Origin of the sequence: Angustibacter sp. McL0619 (assembly GCF_049994355.1) — a bacterium.
Lineage (GTDB): Bacteria > Actinomycetota > Actinomycetes > Actinomycetales > Angustibacteraceae > Angustibacter.
Window position 1 is genome coordinate 4561941 of sequence record NZ_CP188257.1, and the last position, 13934, is coordinate 4575874.

A 13934-nucleotide genomic window follows, 5' to 3' on the forward strand; every position below is an offset into this window, starting at 1 on the left:
ACGAGGCGGCGGAGGTCGTAGGCTCCGCGCCATGATCGACCCGCTTCACCACGGACTGTCCGTGCTGGTCGTGGACGACGAGGAGCCTGCACTCGCCGAGCTCGCCTACCTGCTCGGCCAGGACGAGCGGGTCAGCACGACGTGTACGGCAAGCGGCGGCCCCGCTGCGCTGCGGCTGCTCGAGACGGCGAGCGTGGACGTGGTGTTCTGCGACATCGCGATGCCCGGCCTGGACGGGCTCGACCTGGCCCGGGTGCTCGCCCGGTTCGCCCGACGTCCGCAGGTCGTCTTCGTCACGGCCTACGACCAGCACGCCGTCGACGCGTTCGACCTGCGAGCCACCGACTACGTGATGAAGCCGGTCCGGGCCGAACGGCTGCGCGAGGCGGTCCGCCGAGTCGTCGAGGCCCGCGACGGCGGACCGGAACCAGCGGCGGAGGACGAGACGATCGCAGTCGAGCTCGGCGGGGTCACCCGCTTCGTGCAGCGCTCGCACGTGCGCTACGTGGAGGCCCAGGGCGACTATGCGCGACTGCACACCGCGGACGAGAGCCATCTGCTGCGCATTCCGTTGGCTACCCTCGAGGAACGTTGGGGCACAGCGGGTTTCGTCCGGATCCACCGCAGCACGCTGGTCGCCTTGCAGCACGTCGACGAGGTGCGCTCGGACGGCGGCCGGTACAGCGTCCGGCTGGGCGAGGACGAGCTCGCGGTCAGCCGCCGGCACACCCGTGAGCTGCGCGACCGGCTGATCCGCTCGGCCCGACCCGGCCGGGTCTGACCGCGTGGCGGCCAGGTCGTGAGCCAGGGCACGCCGTCCGAGCCGGCGCGGCGGGTGCGGGTCACCAGCCCCCTGATGGGCGCCGCCCGTCGTGAGCCCTATCGACCCGCGACCCGGGAGATCGACGAGCAGACCGACCTCGGTGAGGTCTACATGCGCTCCCTGCTCCGCAGTCAGCTGCGGCTCGCGCTCAGCGTGCTGGCCGCGCTCAGCGTGCTGCTCGGCGGGCTACCTCTGCTGTTCGCGGTGGCTCCTTCGGTGGCCGACGCCCACCTGTTCGGGCTGCCGCTGCCCTGGCTGCTGCTCGGGGTGCTGGTCTACCCGATGCTCTGGCTGGCCGCCCGGTTCTACGTGCGGCAGGCCGAGCGCAACGAGGCCGAGTTCGCCGACGTCCTGGAACGGCGCTGACCGTGGGCGACGCCCAGCTCTACTCCGTGGTCGCGGTGCTCCTGGTCAGCGTCGCCACCGTCGTGGTCGGCGCCTTCGGTCTGCGGATGTCGCGCACCACCAGCGACTTCTACGTGGCCAGCCGGGCCGTCTCCCCACGCTGGAACGCCTCGGCCATCGGCGGCGAGTACCTGTCCGCCGCGAGCTTCCTCGGCGTCGCCGGTCTGGTGCTGGTCGCCGGGACGGACATGCTGTGGTTCCCGGTCGGCTACACCACCGGCTACCTCGTGCTGCTCGTCCTGGTGGCCGCACCGCTGCGCCGCTCCGGCGCCTACACGCTGCCCGACTTCGCCGAGGGCCGGCTGGAGTCGCGCGAGGTCCGGCGGGCGGCGTCCGTGCTGGTGGTGGGCATCGGTTGGCTCTACCTGGTTCCGCAGCTGCAAGGTGCCGGGATCGCGCTGCGGGCGGTGACCGGCGCGCCGGTCTGGATGGGCGCGGCCATCGTCGCGACCGTCGTGGTGCTGAACGTGGTGGCCGGCGGGATGCGCTCGATCACCTTCGTGCAGGCGTTCCAGTACTGGCTCAAGCTCACCGCCATCGCCCTGCCGATGTTCTTCATCCTGTTGGTCTGGCACTCCGATGGCGCGCCCTCGCCGGCGACGGCGGAGTGGCTGCGGCCGCTCGGCGGGGCATCCGGGCGCGACCACCCTCTGTACTCCACCTACTCGATCGTGTTGGCGCTGTTCTTCGGCACCATGGGCCTGCCGCACGTGCTGGTCCGCTTCTACACCAACCCGGACGGGCGGGCCGCACGACGCACGACGCTCGTGGTCATCGCGTTGCTGGGCGTCTTCTACCTGTTCCCTCCGCTGTACGGCGCCCTCGGCCGGATCTACGCGGCCGACCTGCTCGCCGTCGGGCACGCCGACACCGTCGTCCTGCTGCTGCCCGAGCGAGTGGTACCCGGCGTCGCCGGGCAGCTGCTCAGCGCCCTGACCACGGCCGGCGCGTTCGCCGCGTTCCTGTCCACCTCGTCCGGCCTGGTGATGTCGGTCTCCGGTGTGCTGCACCAGGATCTGCTCTCCCGGTGGGCACGGCCCGGGCGACGCGGGACCGGACGGCGCGCGGCCTCGCCCCGCCGTCCGGAGTCGCTGCGCGGGTTCCGGGCCGCTGCGGTGGCCTCGATCGTGGTGCCGTTCGTGCTGTCCCTGTTCGCCGGCGCGCTCAGCCTCGCCGACACGGTGGGACTGGCCTTCGCGGTGGCGGCCTCGACCTTCTGCCCGTTGCTGGTGCTCGGGATCTGGTGGCGCGGGCTGACCCGCACCGGCGCGCTGACCGGCCTGGTCGTGGGCGGTGCGCTGGCCAGTGCCGCGGTGGTGATCACCATGGTGGGCGGCACCCGCGACGGCTGGACCGGCGCGCTGCTCGCCCAGCCCGCCGCGTGGACGGTGCCGCTGGCCTTCGCGACGATGATCTCGGTCTCGCTGGCCACCCCGCGCAGCGTGCCGCCTCACGTGGCCCGGACGATGGTGCGGCTGCACGCCCCCGAGGACGTGGACGTCGACCGTTCGTCGCGCTGACCGCACCGCTCGTCGCGCCTCACCGCGCCGCCGGACGCCCGAACGCCCCATCCGGCGACACCGCTGCCGACACACCTTCCCTGCCCGATCGGGCGAGAGCACAGTGACGGCCGTCACACCGAGGTGACGGCGCGTGCCCGCGCGTCGTCCGTCTGCCGTCCGGGAGGACATGTGAGCACCACCGACCACCACGACGGGGGGACGACAAGCTACGTCGCCGTTCAGGCGACGCCAGAGTTCGCGCACCTGCGGCGCACCTTCCGGAACTTCGTGTTCCCGATGACCGCACTCTTCCTCGTCTGGTACTTCCTGTACGTCCTGCTGTCCACCTATGCGCCGGACTTCATGTCGCACAAGCTGTTCGGCAACATCACGACCGGCCTGGTCTTCGGTCTCGGGCAGTTCGTCTCGACGTTCGTGATCACGATGGTCTACCGCAGCTGGGCGGACAGGAAGTTCGACCCCGCCGCCGCCGAGCTGGCCGAGCGGGTACTCGCCCACCCCGACCACGACGGAGGCGACCGATGAGCGCCGCCGTGCTCGCCGCCGACGCCCCCGGCAGCGCGGGCGTCAACATCACCATCTTCGCGATCTTCGTGGCGATCACCCTCGGCATCGTTTTCCGAGCCTCGCGCAACAACCGCAGCGCCGCGGACTACTACGCAGCCGGTCGCTCGTTCACCGGGCCGCAGAACGGCATCGCCATCTCCGGCGACTACCTGTCCGCCGCCAGCTTCCTGGGCATCGCCGGCGCCATCGCGATCAACGGCTACGACGGCTTCCTGTACTCGATCGGCTTCCTGGTGGCGTGGCTGGTGGCACTGCTGCTGGTCGCCGAGCTGCTGCGCAACACCGGCCGGTTCACCATGGCCGACGTGCTCTCGTTCCGGTTGCGGCAGAAGCCGATCCGGATGGCGGCCGCGATCAGCACCCTGGTGGTCAGCTTCTTCTACCTGATCGCGCAGATGGCGGGGGCCGGCGGTCTCGTCGCGCTGCTGCTCGGCGTCAGCACCAAGACCGGCCAGGGCATCGTGATCGCTGTGGTCGGCGTGGTCATGGTGCTGTACGTGCTGGTCGGCGGCATGAAGGGCACCACCTGGGTACAGATCGTCAAGGCCGTGCTGCTGGTCCTCGGCGCCGGGGTCATGACGGTGTGGGTGCTGAGCAAGTACGGGTTCAACTTGTCCGACCTACTGGGTGCCGCTGTGGAGAAGAGCCCCAAGGGCGAGTCGATCCTCGGCCCGGGCCTGCAGTACGGCAAAACCGAGACGTCGAAGCTCGACTTCATCTCGCTGTCACTGGCCCTGGTGCTCGGCACCGCCGGCCTGCCGCACGTGCTGATGCGCTTCTACACGGTCCCGTCGGCCAAGGAGGCCCGGCGCAGCGTGGTCTGGGCGATCTGGGTGATCGGCATCTTCTACCTGTTCACCCTGGTGATCGGTTACGGCGCAGCCGCTCTGGTCGGCCCGAAGACGATCGCCGCCGCCCCGGGCAAGGTGAACTCCGCAGCGCCACTGCTGGCGTTCGAGCTCGGCGGCACGCTGTTCCTCGGGTTGATCTCGGCGATCGCGTTCGCCACCATCCTGGCGGTGGTGGCCGGCCTCACGATCACCGCGAGCGCCTCGTTCGCGCACGACGTCTACGCCAACGTGATCAAGGACGGCGAAGTCAACCCGGACGCCGAGGTGAAGATCGCGCGCCGGGCCGCCATGGTCATTGGCGCCTGCGCGATCGTCGGCGGGATCTTCGCGATCGGCCAGAACGTGGCGTTCCTAGTGGCGCTGGCGTTCGCGATCGCGGCCAGCGCCAACCTGCCGACGATCCTGTACTCGCTGTTCTGGAAGAGGTTCAACACCCGTGGCGCCCTCTGGTCGATGTACGGCGGCCTGATCGCGTCGGTGGGACTGATCATCTTCTCGCCGGTGGTGTCCGGGAAGCCGGCCGACCCGCTCACCGGCAAGAGCCTGTCGATGATCACCGACACCGGGATCGACTTCCACTGGTTCCCGCTGGACAACCCCGGTCTCGTCTCGATCCCGCTGGCCTTCCTGCTGGGCATCCTCGGGACGCTGTCGAGCAAGGAGAGGTCCAGCCGCGAGAAGTACGCGGAGATGGAGGTGCGTTCGCTCACCGGTGCCGGCGCCGAGAAGGCCGTCGTGCACTGACCCGGTCGCCGGGTGCCCGCTCGGCGTCCGCGCTCAGGCCGCTCCCGACGTCCGGGAGCGGCCTGAGTGGCGAAACCGGGGTCGGCTTTGTGTGAAGTTCTGTGGATGCTGAGGTCGCGAACCGGTCATATAGTCCGGCTAACCAACTTGAGGACCCTGGAGGATCCCTGATGACTCGAAGGCTTCGGATGACGGCGCTGGCCGGCGCGCTCGCGCTCGGCCTGATCGGCGGGGGCGTCGCAATCGCGGACACCCCGTCCCCCGCGATCACGACGTTCACCCCGCGCTCTGAGAACCAGATCACCAACATCGACGTGCTGCGCCAGCAGATCCGCAACTACTACGGCGACCCGCTGGGCACCGGCGTGTTCGCGGCCGACGGCAACTACGCCAAGGAGGCCGGCTATGTGGCCCGGGACGGCAAGCGGTGGCTGTCCTTCACGAAGCACGGCAGCAGCAGCCACCACGGCCAGAAGGCGATCGTGATGGATGTCGACGACACCACGCTGGCGACCTGGAACTACGAGATCTTCAGCAACTGGGCCTACAACTTCACCACGAACAACGACTACGTCACCGGGCAGAAGTTCCCGGCCGTGCCCGGCATGGTGGACATGGCGAACTACGCGGCCGCGCACGGCTACGCGATCTTCTACCTGACCGGACGGGGGACGACGCAGGAGGCCGCGACCCTGGGCAACCTGACCTCGGACGGCGTGGGCGTGGACGCCGGCTACCCCGCACCGACGACCCTGGCCGACGGGGAGGACGGGCTGTTCACCAAGCCCGACGTGACGGCCTATCCGGACTACCTGGTCGCGGCCTGCGCCGGTGACACCGGCGGCAAGTGCACGACGATCCACTACAAGTCCGCGACCCGGGCGCACATCGAGTCGCTCGGCTACGACATCGTCGCGAACTTCGGCGACCAGTTCAGCGACCTCAAGGGCGGGCACGCCGACCGCACCTTCAAGATGCCCAACCCGAACTACTTCCTGCCCTGACCCCGGGGTTGCTCCCCCCAACCCGCTTTGCTCAACCCAGACCGCTCCCGGCACTCCCGGGAGCGGTTCTGGTTGAGCAATGCGGGCGGAGGGGAGCAACCGTTGGGCGCCGCGCAGGGACCGCTGGTCAGGGCACCACTGTCGGACGTCGGGACGCCTGGCTAGGGTCGGACGCGGACGACGACGACCAGCCGCGCGGAGGATGCACCATGTCGAGCGAGACCCCGACCACCAGCCTGGAGAACCTCAGCCGCGAGGACCGCCGGTTCCCGCCCAGCGAGGAGTTCACGGCGCAGGCCGTCGCCACCCAGGACCTGTACGACCGGGCCACCGCCGACCGTGAGGGCTTCTGGGCCGACCAGGCCCGCGAGCTGATCAGCTGGAGCACCGACTTCACCCAGACCCTCGACTGGTCGAACGCGCCGTTCGCCAAGTGGTTCGTCGGCGGCGAGCTCAACGTCGCCTACAACTGCACCGACCGGCACGTCGAGGCCGGTCGCGGCGACCGGGTCGCGCTGCACTTCGAGGGCGAGCCCGGCGACACCCGTACGCTGACGTACGCCGAGCTCACGGAGCAGGTCAAGAAGGCCGCCAACGCGCTGACCGAGCTCGGCGTCGGCAAGGGCGACCGGGTCGCGATCTACCTACCGATGATCCCCGAGGCGGTCATCTCGATGTTGGCCTGCGCCCGGATCGGCGCTCCGCACAGCGTCGTGTTCGGCGGGTTCAGCGCCGAGGCCCTGCACAGCCGCATCGAGGACGCGCAGGCCAAGCTCGTCATCACCAGCGACGGCGGCTACCGGCGCGGCAAGCCGGCCGCGCTCAAGCCTGCCGTGGACGGTGCGCTGGCCAAGGGTGCAGCGAGCGTCGAGCACGTGCTGGTCGTCCGCCGCACCGGGCAGGACGTCGAGTGGACCGACGGCCGCGACGTGTGGTGGCACGACGTGGTGGAAGCCGCGAGCGCCGAACACCAGGCGCAGCCGATGGACGCCGAGCACCCGCTGTTCATCCTGTACACGTCCGGCACCACGGGTAAGCCGAAGGGCATACTGCACACCAGCGGTGGCTACCTGACCCAGGCGAGCTACACCCACAAGAACGTCTTCGACCTGCACCCCGAGACCGACGTCTACTGGTGCACCGCCGACATCGGCTGGGTCACCGGGCACAGCTACATCGTCTACGGACCGCTGAGCAACGGCGCGACCCAGGTGATCTACGAGGGGACGCCGGACACCCCCCACCAGGGCCGCTGGTGGGAGATCGTCGCGAAGTACGGGGTCACCATCCTCTACACCGCGCCCACCGCGATCCGCACCTTCATGAAGTGGGGCGAGGACATCCCGGCCAAGCACGACATGTCCAGCCTTCGGGTCCTGGGCAGCGTCGGTGAGCCGATCAACCCTGAGGCGTGGATCTGGTACCGCCGGGTGATCGGCGGCGACCGGACCCCGGTCGTGGACACCTGGTGGCAGACCGAGACCGGCGCCATCATGATCAGCCCGCTGCCCGGCGTGACCACCGCGAAACCGGGGTCGGCGCAGGTGCCCCTGCCGGGCATCAGCGCCGACGTCATGGACGACCAGGCGCACTCGGTGCCCAACGGCGGCGGCGGTTACCTGGTGCTCACCGAGCCGTGGCCGTCGATGCTGCGCGGCATCTGGGGCGACGACGAGCGGTACAAGGAGACGTACTGGTCGCGCTTCGAGCACATGTACTTCGCCGGCGACGGCGCCAAGAAGGACGACGACGGCGACATCTGGCTGCTCGGCCGCGTCGACGACGTGATGAACATCTCCGGTCACCGGCTGTCCACGACCGAGATCGAGTCCGCCCTGGTCTCGCATCCCAAGGTTGCCGAGGCCGCGGTGGTGGGCGCCAACGACGAGACGACCGGTCAGGCGGTCTGCGCGTTCGTCATCCTGCGCGGCAACGCGGAGGAGGGTGACGACATCGTCACCGAGCTGCGCAACCACGTCGCCCAGGAGATCGGCGCGATCGCCAAACCCCGCCAGATCATGGTGGTCGCCGAGCTGCCCAAGACCCGCTCGGGCAAGATCATGCGCCGGCTGCTCAAGGACGTCGCCGAGAACCGCGAGGTCGGCGACGTCACGACGCTGGCGGACAACACCGTGATGGACCTCATCAAGTCCGGGATGAGGGGCTCGTCGGAGGACTGACCGGGACCGTCCCGCGGACGCGGTCGGCCGGCCCCGCGCGGGACCGGACGCCGCCGCCGGTCGACGCTGAAGGAGGGTCACGGCGCGAGAGCCTATTCACGGATGCGGGTCGAGACGATCTCCAACGGATCGGTCATTTCGCCGTGATCGTCAGCGTCCCTGAGACTCCGGTCGCGAGCGCTCCCGAACCGTTGGCGGCCAGGCGATAGCGCAGCGTCCCCTTGCTGGTGGTCTTCACCGCGGAGCTCCACCCGCCGTTGGATGCGGTGCGCGTGGTTTTGACGGCGTGCCACGCGCCCGAGTAGTACCGCTGTAGCCGCACAGTGGTCGCGGTGGCTGGCTTGACCGCGAAGCGCAGGGTGATCGACTTGCCATGGTGCACGGAAACCGAGCTCACGACCCGACCGGAGACCAGAGTCGCAGCCACCGTGCGCACCACCGTCACGGTTCGCGTGGACGACGACTGGACCAGCGGGTAAGTCGGCGCGTGGGCCGGGACTCGCGCGACGTACACGCTGCCGCCGGTGACGGCTGGGAGGGTCCAGGAGACTACCCCCGAGGAGCTTGTCGTTCCCGTGGCGACCTTCACGTAGCTGCCACCAGTGATTGAGTGGCGCCACAGCTCCACCGGGATGCCGGCCTGGCCCACGCGTGCCGTGGCACCGGTAGCCGACCGGGTCACCGCGGCGGTCAGGACGGGGCGAGCTCCGTAGGCCACCGAAGCGGGCGCCGACAGTGTGATCGAGTCGGTACCGATGCCCCCAGCGGTGATCACGGCGGACACCCGAGAGAAGTGGGTGAAGGTCTCGTTCCAGCGGAAGACACTGACGGCGTACGGCTTGCCAACTACCGCGCCGTCGAGAGAGGCTTGCTCGGCGTTTCCGACTCCGAGACCGGCGACTGCCGACGGAGTGGTGGGCGCCTCGCTGCCCGCGACGATCTGGGCGATGTCCGCGGACCCTCGCCAGGACACCGTCAACCGACCGGTGGCATTGCTGAACGACCAGGTCAGGTCCGTGACCACGGTCGGGTCGACAGTGGACGCCGTGGCGGCCTGCCGCACGACACTCCTGGCCGCCGAGAGGTTGCCGGACGCGTCGAGGGCGAACGCGGAGAAAGCGTAGGTCTTGGCGGCCTCGAAAGGGGTGTACCAGCTGTCGAAAGTACCGTCGATCAGCTGTCCGGGATGGACCTGGTCGAAGCGGCTCTCCAGGTCGGCGACGGCGCGGCCGGACGTCGGACTGGCGGGTGGTGTCGTGCCCTCAGCGGCTCGGACCACGATGCGAGCGACGTCCCGGTCGTCCGGAGCGCGCACCTGGTAGCGCACACCCCAGGCCGAGATGGTCGACACGACAAGAACCGGCGGCGCTGCGGGTGCGGTCACGTCGGCTGTCGGCGTGACGACCTGCGTCGCCGGCGCCGAGGACCAGAGGCCGGTGTCCGAGGACCCTCCCGTGAAGACCGCGATCCGGTATCGCGCACCGGGGACGAGAACTGGACCGTCGGTGCCCGGCTCCGCCAACCGGTCGAGCGTCAGGCGGTGGTCGGTGGTCGAGCCGTCGGTGTCGAAGGTCGCCACGGTGGTCGCGGCCACCGGATACAGGGGAGCGTCCGGCAAGCGGCTGGCCACCACGGTGACATGCAGCCCGGCGACTCCCGGGGGGTGCACGGTGACCTCGATGGACGACTGTCCCGCGACAGCCGCGACGGACGCGAGCGGGGCGGACGTCGTGGGTGCGGCCAGGACGTTGGATACCTTGAGGAAGCCACCTGCCGGTGACCCGCCGACCATGACCAACGAACCGTCGGGGGCGACCCCGAAGGGTCCCGCCCCGGCGGACGCCGTGAACGTCGCGGCACCGTCCGGACCCAGCAGCTCGACGCCCCCCACGCCCGCGCCCACCAGGACGTCCCCGGGCAGGACCGCCGTCATCTCCACTCCGGTGCTGGTGCCACCAAGGCGGTCGACCGTTCCGTCGGTGGGGACCCGCAGGATCGAGACCCATGGGCCATGCACGCTCACGTATGCCGTGCCGTCACTCGGATCCACGGCGAGACTGGTCGCCGTACCGAGACCCAGGTCGAGGTCGGCCACCATGTTGATCTCCGCGTCCAACCCGGTCAGTGACCAGAGCTTTCCGCCCCACACGAACAGGATTCGCGAGCCGCTCGAGTCGGCGACGAACGGCGGTGCGTCGCCCAACCTGACGTCGTCCCCGGCCAACCCGTCGGCCACCGGTGCCGAGCCAGAACCCAGCACCGTGGTCAGCGAGCCGTCGCCCTCCAGCCGGACGATGCGGAAGGGGCTGGCTGGCGTGCCGCGTCCGATCGACGCGTACAAAGTGTCGCCCAGATAGCTCACCCCCGAACTCACCTCACTGCTCCGGGCAGTCACCGGGGCGGACGGGTCGAGGCTCGCCAGCGTGCGCACCCCGTACGCCGAGGCCACGGCCACCTGACCGGCGCGCGAGACGGCCACGCTGCTCACGGCCGGGAAGAAGGTGCGTGACAGGGGCGCGCCGTCAGCCGACAGCGCAAGCCCACCACCGCCGTCGAGCCCGGCCAGTCGCGTTCCGCTCGAGTCCGCTGCGGAACCGTCCGCCGGCCAGGAGCGCAGAACGCCGCAGCCCACGAGAACCAGCTCGGCGCCGCCGCGGGTGACGGCCGCTGGATCCGGATCACAGCCTGCGGAGTCGAACGCTGCGGGCGAGACGACGGTCCGGATGACCCCTCCCACCGTGAAGGCACGCACGTCCGCGCCGGAGGCGATGTAGACCGTGCCGCCGGGACCGACGGCCATGGTGCGAGCGCTCAGCCGGGCCCGCGCAGCAGCCGTGCCGTCGTCGGCACCCGGGTCGCTGCTGGGTGGGGCCACTCCGGTGCCGGCGACGGCGCTGATCAGACCTGTGGCCAGGTCGACCTCCCGCACGGTGCGCCCGTCCGAGACGAACAAGTCGGTGGTCGAGGCCGCCACGATCGGCGTCGCAACCAACGCCTGCGTGGCGGGCCCGCCGTCGCCGCTCGCGCCCGTCTGATCGAGCAGACCGGCGACCACGACGCCCGTCGTGTGCAGGTCGGAGCCATCACCGGCGAAGCGGCGGACCACGTGGTGGAAGTAGTTGGATGCGTAGACCCAGCCGTCCGGCGACACGGTGATCGACTGATACCCGCCGCTCGTTCCGAAGTAGGGGTCGGCGATCTCGCCGTTGTACATGACGCGTTGCCACCTGTCGGTGCCAGCTGCCAGCCGGTAGACGTCCCCGAAACCGTGGCACCGCGAGACCAGTCCGGGCCAGAGGTAGACGTTGCCGGCCAGGTCGGCCCACAACCCGCCGACCTCGGTGATCGGTACCGACCTTGCCGGCAGCTCGGTGTCGAGGGAGCAAGCATGCAGAGTCGGTGCTGGCTGACCAGTGCCGGCGATGGTCTCGATCAGTCCACCGGCATCGATGCGTCGGATGGCGGACGAGCCCCGATCCCAGATGATCGTCGTCCCGTCCGGCATGCCAGCCGAGTGGTGCGCGGAAACCAGCGCCTCGGTCGCAGGTCCGCCGTCACCGAAGTGCCGCGGCGCGACGTCCTGCCAGACGACGCCGGCTGGTGGGGTCGGGTCGGCGAGGGCGGCAGTATCGCCGAGCGGGGTGGCCGAGGCCGCAGAAAGGGCAGTGGAGACCAAGAGGACGAGCCAAATTCGACGCAACGCTGCTTTCCTGTCCCCGCAATGTAGGAACGCCAGTTGTGCGCCCACGTGTGCATCGGCGCAAGCGAGGGTCCCCTTGAGCGCGCCGGCCACACCTAGGCTGACGGCATGCTGACCGGGGACCTCGCAGAGCAGGTGCCCGTCGCCCACCACACCGACAGCGCGCTCGAGGCTGCACGGCGGATCGTCCGCTGCGGAAGCGCACGGTCGGGGACCGGCTGGACGACGCTGTGCTGGCCCTACCTGTGGTTGCGCTACTACCGCTGAGCGCTACGAGGACGTCGCGCGCTGCATCGCCTTGCGCGCGGCGGCCGTCAGCTGCTCCTGGACGAAGGGCGCCTGCTCGCGAGCCAGGTCCTTGGCGTGCGCCACCTGCTCCTGCACCGAGGGATTGTCCCAGAAGTCCTTCGCATGCTCCTTGAGCTCGTCGTAGCCCTGGCGGCCGGACCGCGAGCCGAGCACGTAGCCGACGGCGACCCCCGTCGCCAGCAACAGCTTGCCCTTCATGTCGTACTCCTCTCGTGGCGTGCACCCACCTCATCAGGTGAGCGGCCGGGCCGCACATCGAAGGCCCTCGTCAACCAATGGTTGACGGGGCCTTGGCGTCAACCTAGGGTTGACGTATGAGCGCGCCAGTACCGATGAGCAACCCCGTCCGCCTCGACGACCTGATCGAGGCCATCACCACCGCACACTCCGACGCCCTCGACCAGCTCAGCGACGCCGTCCTGGTCGCCGACCACATCGGCGAGGTCGCGGACCACCTGATCGGTCACTTCGTCGACCAGGCCCGCCGCTCCGGTGCGTCCTGGACAGAGATCGGCCGCAGCATGGGGGTCACCAAGCAGGCGGCCCAGAAGCGGTTCGTCACCAAACCGTCCGGCCAGCCCGAGCTGGATCCCGACCAAGGGTTCAGCCGGTTCACCCAGCGAGCCCGGAACGTCGTGATGGCGGCGCACAACGAGGCCGGCGCCGCCGGCAACGACCGGGTCGGCGCGGCGCACCTGAGCCTCGGGCTGCTGGCTGAGCCAGACGGGCTGGGCTGCAAAGCCCTGTTCGCCCAGGGCGTCTCCGCCGAGCAGGTGCGTGAGGCGGTGGCGGCCGTCCTGCCGCCCGCCGTGCCCGACGTCCCCGAGCTGATCCCGTACGACACCGGCGCCAAGAAGGTGCTGGAGCTGACGTTCCGCGAGGCGCTGCGGCTGGGGCACAACTATGTCGGCACCGAGCACATCGTGCTGGCTCTGCTGGAGCACGAGGACGGCGACGGCCCGCTCAGCTCGCTCGGCGTCGACAAGGCCGCGGTGGACGAGCGGGTCGCGGCGATGATCGCGCTGATCTCGATGTCGAACGGCTAGCGCCTGGACGGCTGCGAGCGAACCAGGTCCACGACCAGCTCCGGCACGGCATCGTCGTCGCCCGCGGCCCTGTCCGGGAAGTCGAAGACGGCGAGCACGAGCTGCATCGGGTACCTGGGCGGACGCCTGACGCTGCGCACCTGCTCACCGTCCACCAGGAACTGCGCGCGATCCGGCCGCCAGTCCACCGCGTAGGTGTGGAGCTCGGCCGGGTCGATCGGCAGCCGTACCGCGTCGAAGTCCTCCTCGACGTCCGGATCGCGGAAGGCGTGCAGTCCCGAACCGACGGCGCACGAGCCGTCCGCACGCACCGCGTCCCCGAAGATCTCGGCGATGCAGAGCTCGGCACAACGCTCGGGCTGGTCCTCCAGCCCGATCATCCAGGCGGCGAACATCGAGCGGGCCGTGACGACGCCTCGCATCCGGACCTCGACGAACCCTCCGGACGGCGTCCAGCCCCAGAACGGCTCCTGCTCCTCCCGGACGGTCAACCCGTCGCGGAACGGCTGCTGGCCGACCGTGCTGCCGACCGGACCGGAGAAGTTGCCCGACTGGACCGCGGACACGCGGATCGGCGGGCGGTGGTCGCGGGCGCACCACACACCCTGCTGGGGCGGGATGCTCAGGCGCAGCAACGAGTCGGCGACGACGTACGTGGCTGCCGCCTCCGCCAAGGAGCTCCAGGCGGGCAGGTAGCTCGGCAGCCACACCGACTCGTCGAGCGTATCGCCGTCGAAGTCGTCCAGGAAGGGTTCGACATCGGGGATCTCGACCATGCCGGC

The 13934-nt window shown here is 70.0% G+C and carries 12 protein-coding genes; 9 read left to right on the plus strand and 3 right to left on the minus strand.

What is annotated here, in order from left to right; translation table 11 throughout:
• Nucleotides 1-31: 31 nt before the first annotated feature.
• The 7 genes from ACPPVT_RS21420 to acs all read left to right on the plus strand — a co-directional run bounded on the left by ACPPVT_RS21420 (nt 32) and on the right by acs (nt 8097).
• Nucleotides 32-781, plus strand: coding sequence for a LytR/AlgR family response regulator transcription factor (locus ACPPVT_RS21420; protein ID WP_426563904.1), 750 nt, complete (start codon nt 32-34; stop codon nt 779-781).
• A gap of 18 nt (nt 782-799) precedes the next feature.
• Nucleotides 800-1189 (plus strand): hypothetical protein, encoded by a 390-nt coding sequence (locus ACPPVT_RS21425; protein ID WP_426563906.1) that lies wholly within the window; start codon nt 800-802, stop codon nt 1187-1189.
• A gap of 2 nt (nt 1190-1191) precedes the next feature.
• On the plus strand, nt 1192-2748 hold the full coding sequence (locus ACPPVT_RS21430) for a cation acetate symporter (RefSeq protein ID WP_426563908.1): 1557 nt from the start codon (nt 1192-1194) through the stop codon (nt 2746-2748).
• Nucleotides 2749-2919: 171 nt separating this feature from the next.
• Complete coding sequence (locus ACPPVT_RS21435) at nt 2920-3276, plus strand: DUF485 domain-containing protein (RefSeq protein WP_426563910.1); 357 nt, start codon at nt 2920-2922, stop codon at nt 3274-3276.
• Complete coding sequence (locus ACPPVT_RS21440; protein ID WP_426563912.1) at nt 3273-4913, plus strand: solute symporter family protein; 1641 nt, start codon at nt 3273-3275, stop codon at nt 4911-4913. Before ACPPVT_RS21435 ends, ACPPVT_RS21440 begins: the two co-directional genes overlap by 4 nt.
• A gap of 170 nt (nt 4914-5083) precedes the next feature.
• Nucleotides 5084-5917: an HAD family acid phosphatase gene (locus tag ACPPVT_RS21445; RefSeq protein ID WP_426563914.1), complete on the plus strand. Its 834-nt coding sequence runs from the start codon at nt 5084-5086 to the stop codon at nt 5915-5917.
• Nucleotides 5918-6126: 209 nt separating this feature from the next.
• A complete protein-coding gene (gene acs / locus ACPPVT_RS21450) occupies nt 6127-8097 on the plus strand; it encodes an acetate--CoA ligase (protein WP_426563916.1) in 1971 nt (656 codons plus the stop codon).
• A 133-nt stretch (nt 8098-8230) separates the two neighbouring features.
• Here the strand turns inward: acs and ACPPVT_RS21455 are convergent, their stop codons facing one another.
• Complete coding sequence (locus ACPPVT_RS21455) at nt 8231-11845, minus strand: hypothetical protein (protein ID WP_426563918.1); 3615 nt, start codon at nt 11843-11845, stop codon at nt 8231-8233.
• Between the two features lie 60 nt (nt 11846-11905).
• On the opposite strand from ACPPVT_RS21455, the gene ACPPVT_RS21460 reads away from it, so the two are divergent.
• Nucleotides 11906-12064, plus strand: coding sequence for a hypothetical protein (locus ACPPVT_RS21460; protein WP_426563920.1), 159 nt, complete (start codon nt 11906-11908; stop codon nt 12062-12064).
• A 3-nt stretch (nt 12065-12067) separates the two neighbouring features.
• On the opposite strand, the gene ACPPVT_RS21465 is transcribed toward ACPPVT_RS21460, so the two are convergent.
• Nucleotides 12068-12304, minus strand: a complete 237-nt coding sequence (locus ACPPVT_RS21465; RefSeq protein ID WP_426563922.1) for a hypothetical protein — start codon at nt 12302-12304, stop codon at nt 12068-12070.
• Between the two features lie 116 nt (nt 12305-12420).
• On the opposite strand from ACPPVT_RS21465, the gene ACPPVT_RS21470 reads away from it, so the two are divergent.
• Nucleotides 12421-13152, plus strand: a complete 732-nt coding sequence (locus ACPPVT_RS21470) for a Clp protease N-terminal domain-containing protein (RefSeq protein WP_426563924.1) — start codon at nt 12421-12423, stop codon at nt 13150-13152.
• Here ACPPVT_RS21470 and ACPPVT_RS21475 read toward each other — a convergent pair.
• On the minus strand, nt 13149-13928 hold the full coding sequence (locus ACPPVT_RS21475; protein WP_426563926.1) for a glycoside hydrolase family 16 protein: 780 nt from the start codon (nt 13926-13928) through the stop codon (nt 13149-13151). The two genes, ACPPVT_RS21470 and ACPPVT_RS21475, sit on opposite strands and share 4 nt — an antisense overlap.
• Nucleotides 13929-13934: the final 6 nt, after the last annotated feature.

Coding starts and splice junctions, on each gene's coding strand:
- ACPPVT_RS21420 (WP_426563904.1), top strand. CDS start 32: ATGATCGACCCGCTTCACCACGGACTGTCCGTGCTGGTCGTGGACGAC.
- ACPPVT_RS21440 (WP_426563912.1), top strand. CDS start 3,273: ATGAGCGCCGCCGTGCTCGCCGCCGACGCCCCCGGCAGCGCGGGCGTC.
- ACPPVT_RS21445 (WP_426563914.1), top strand. CDS start 5,084: ATGACTCGAAGGCTTCGGATGACGGCGCTGGCCGGCGCGCTCGCGCTC.
- acs (WP_426563916.1), top strand. CDS start 6,127: ATGTCGAGCGAGACCCCGACCACCAGCCTGGAGAACCTCAGCCGCGAG.
- ACPPVT_RS21460 (WP_426563920.1), top strand. CDS start 11,906: ATGCTGACCGGGGACCTCGCAGAGCAGGTGCCCGTCGCCCACCACACC.
- ACPPVT_RS21465 (WP_426563922.1), bottom strand. CDS start 12,304: ATGAAGGGCAAGCTGTTGCTGGCGACGGGGGTCGCCGTCGGCTACGTG.
- ACPPVT_RS21470 (WP_426563924.1), top strand. CDS start 12,421: ATGAGCGCGCCAGTACCGATGAGCAACCCCGTCCGCCTCGACGACCTG.
- ACPPVT_RS21475 (WP_426563926.1), bottom strand. CDS start 13,928: ATGGTCGAGATCCCCGATGTCGAACCCTTCCTGGACGACTTCGACGGC.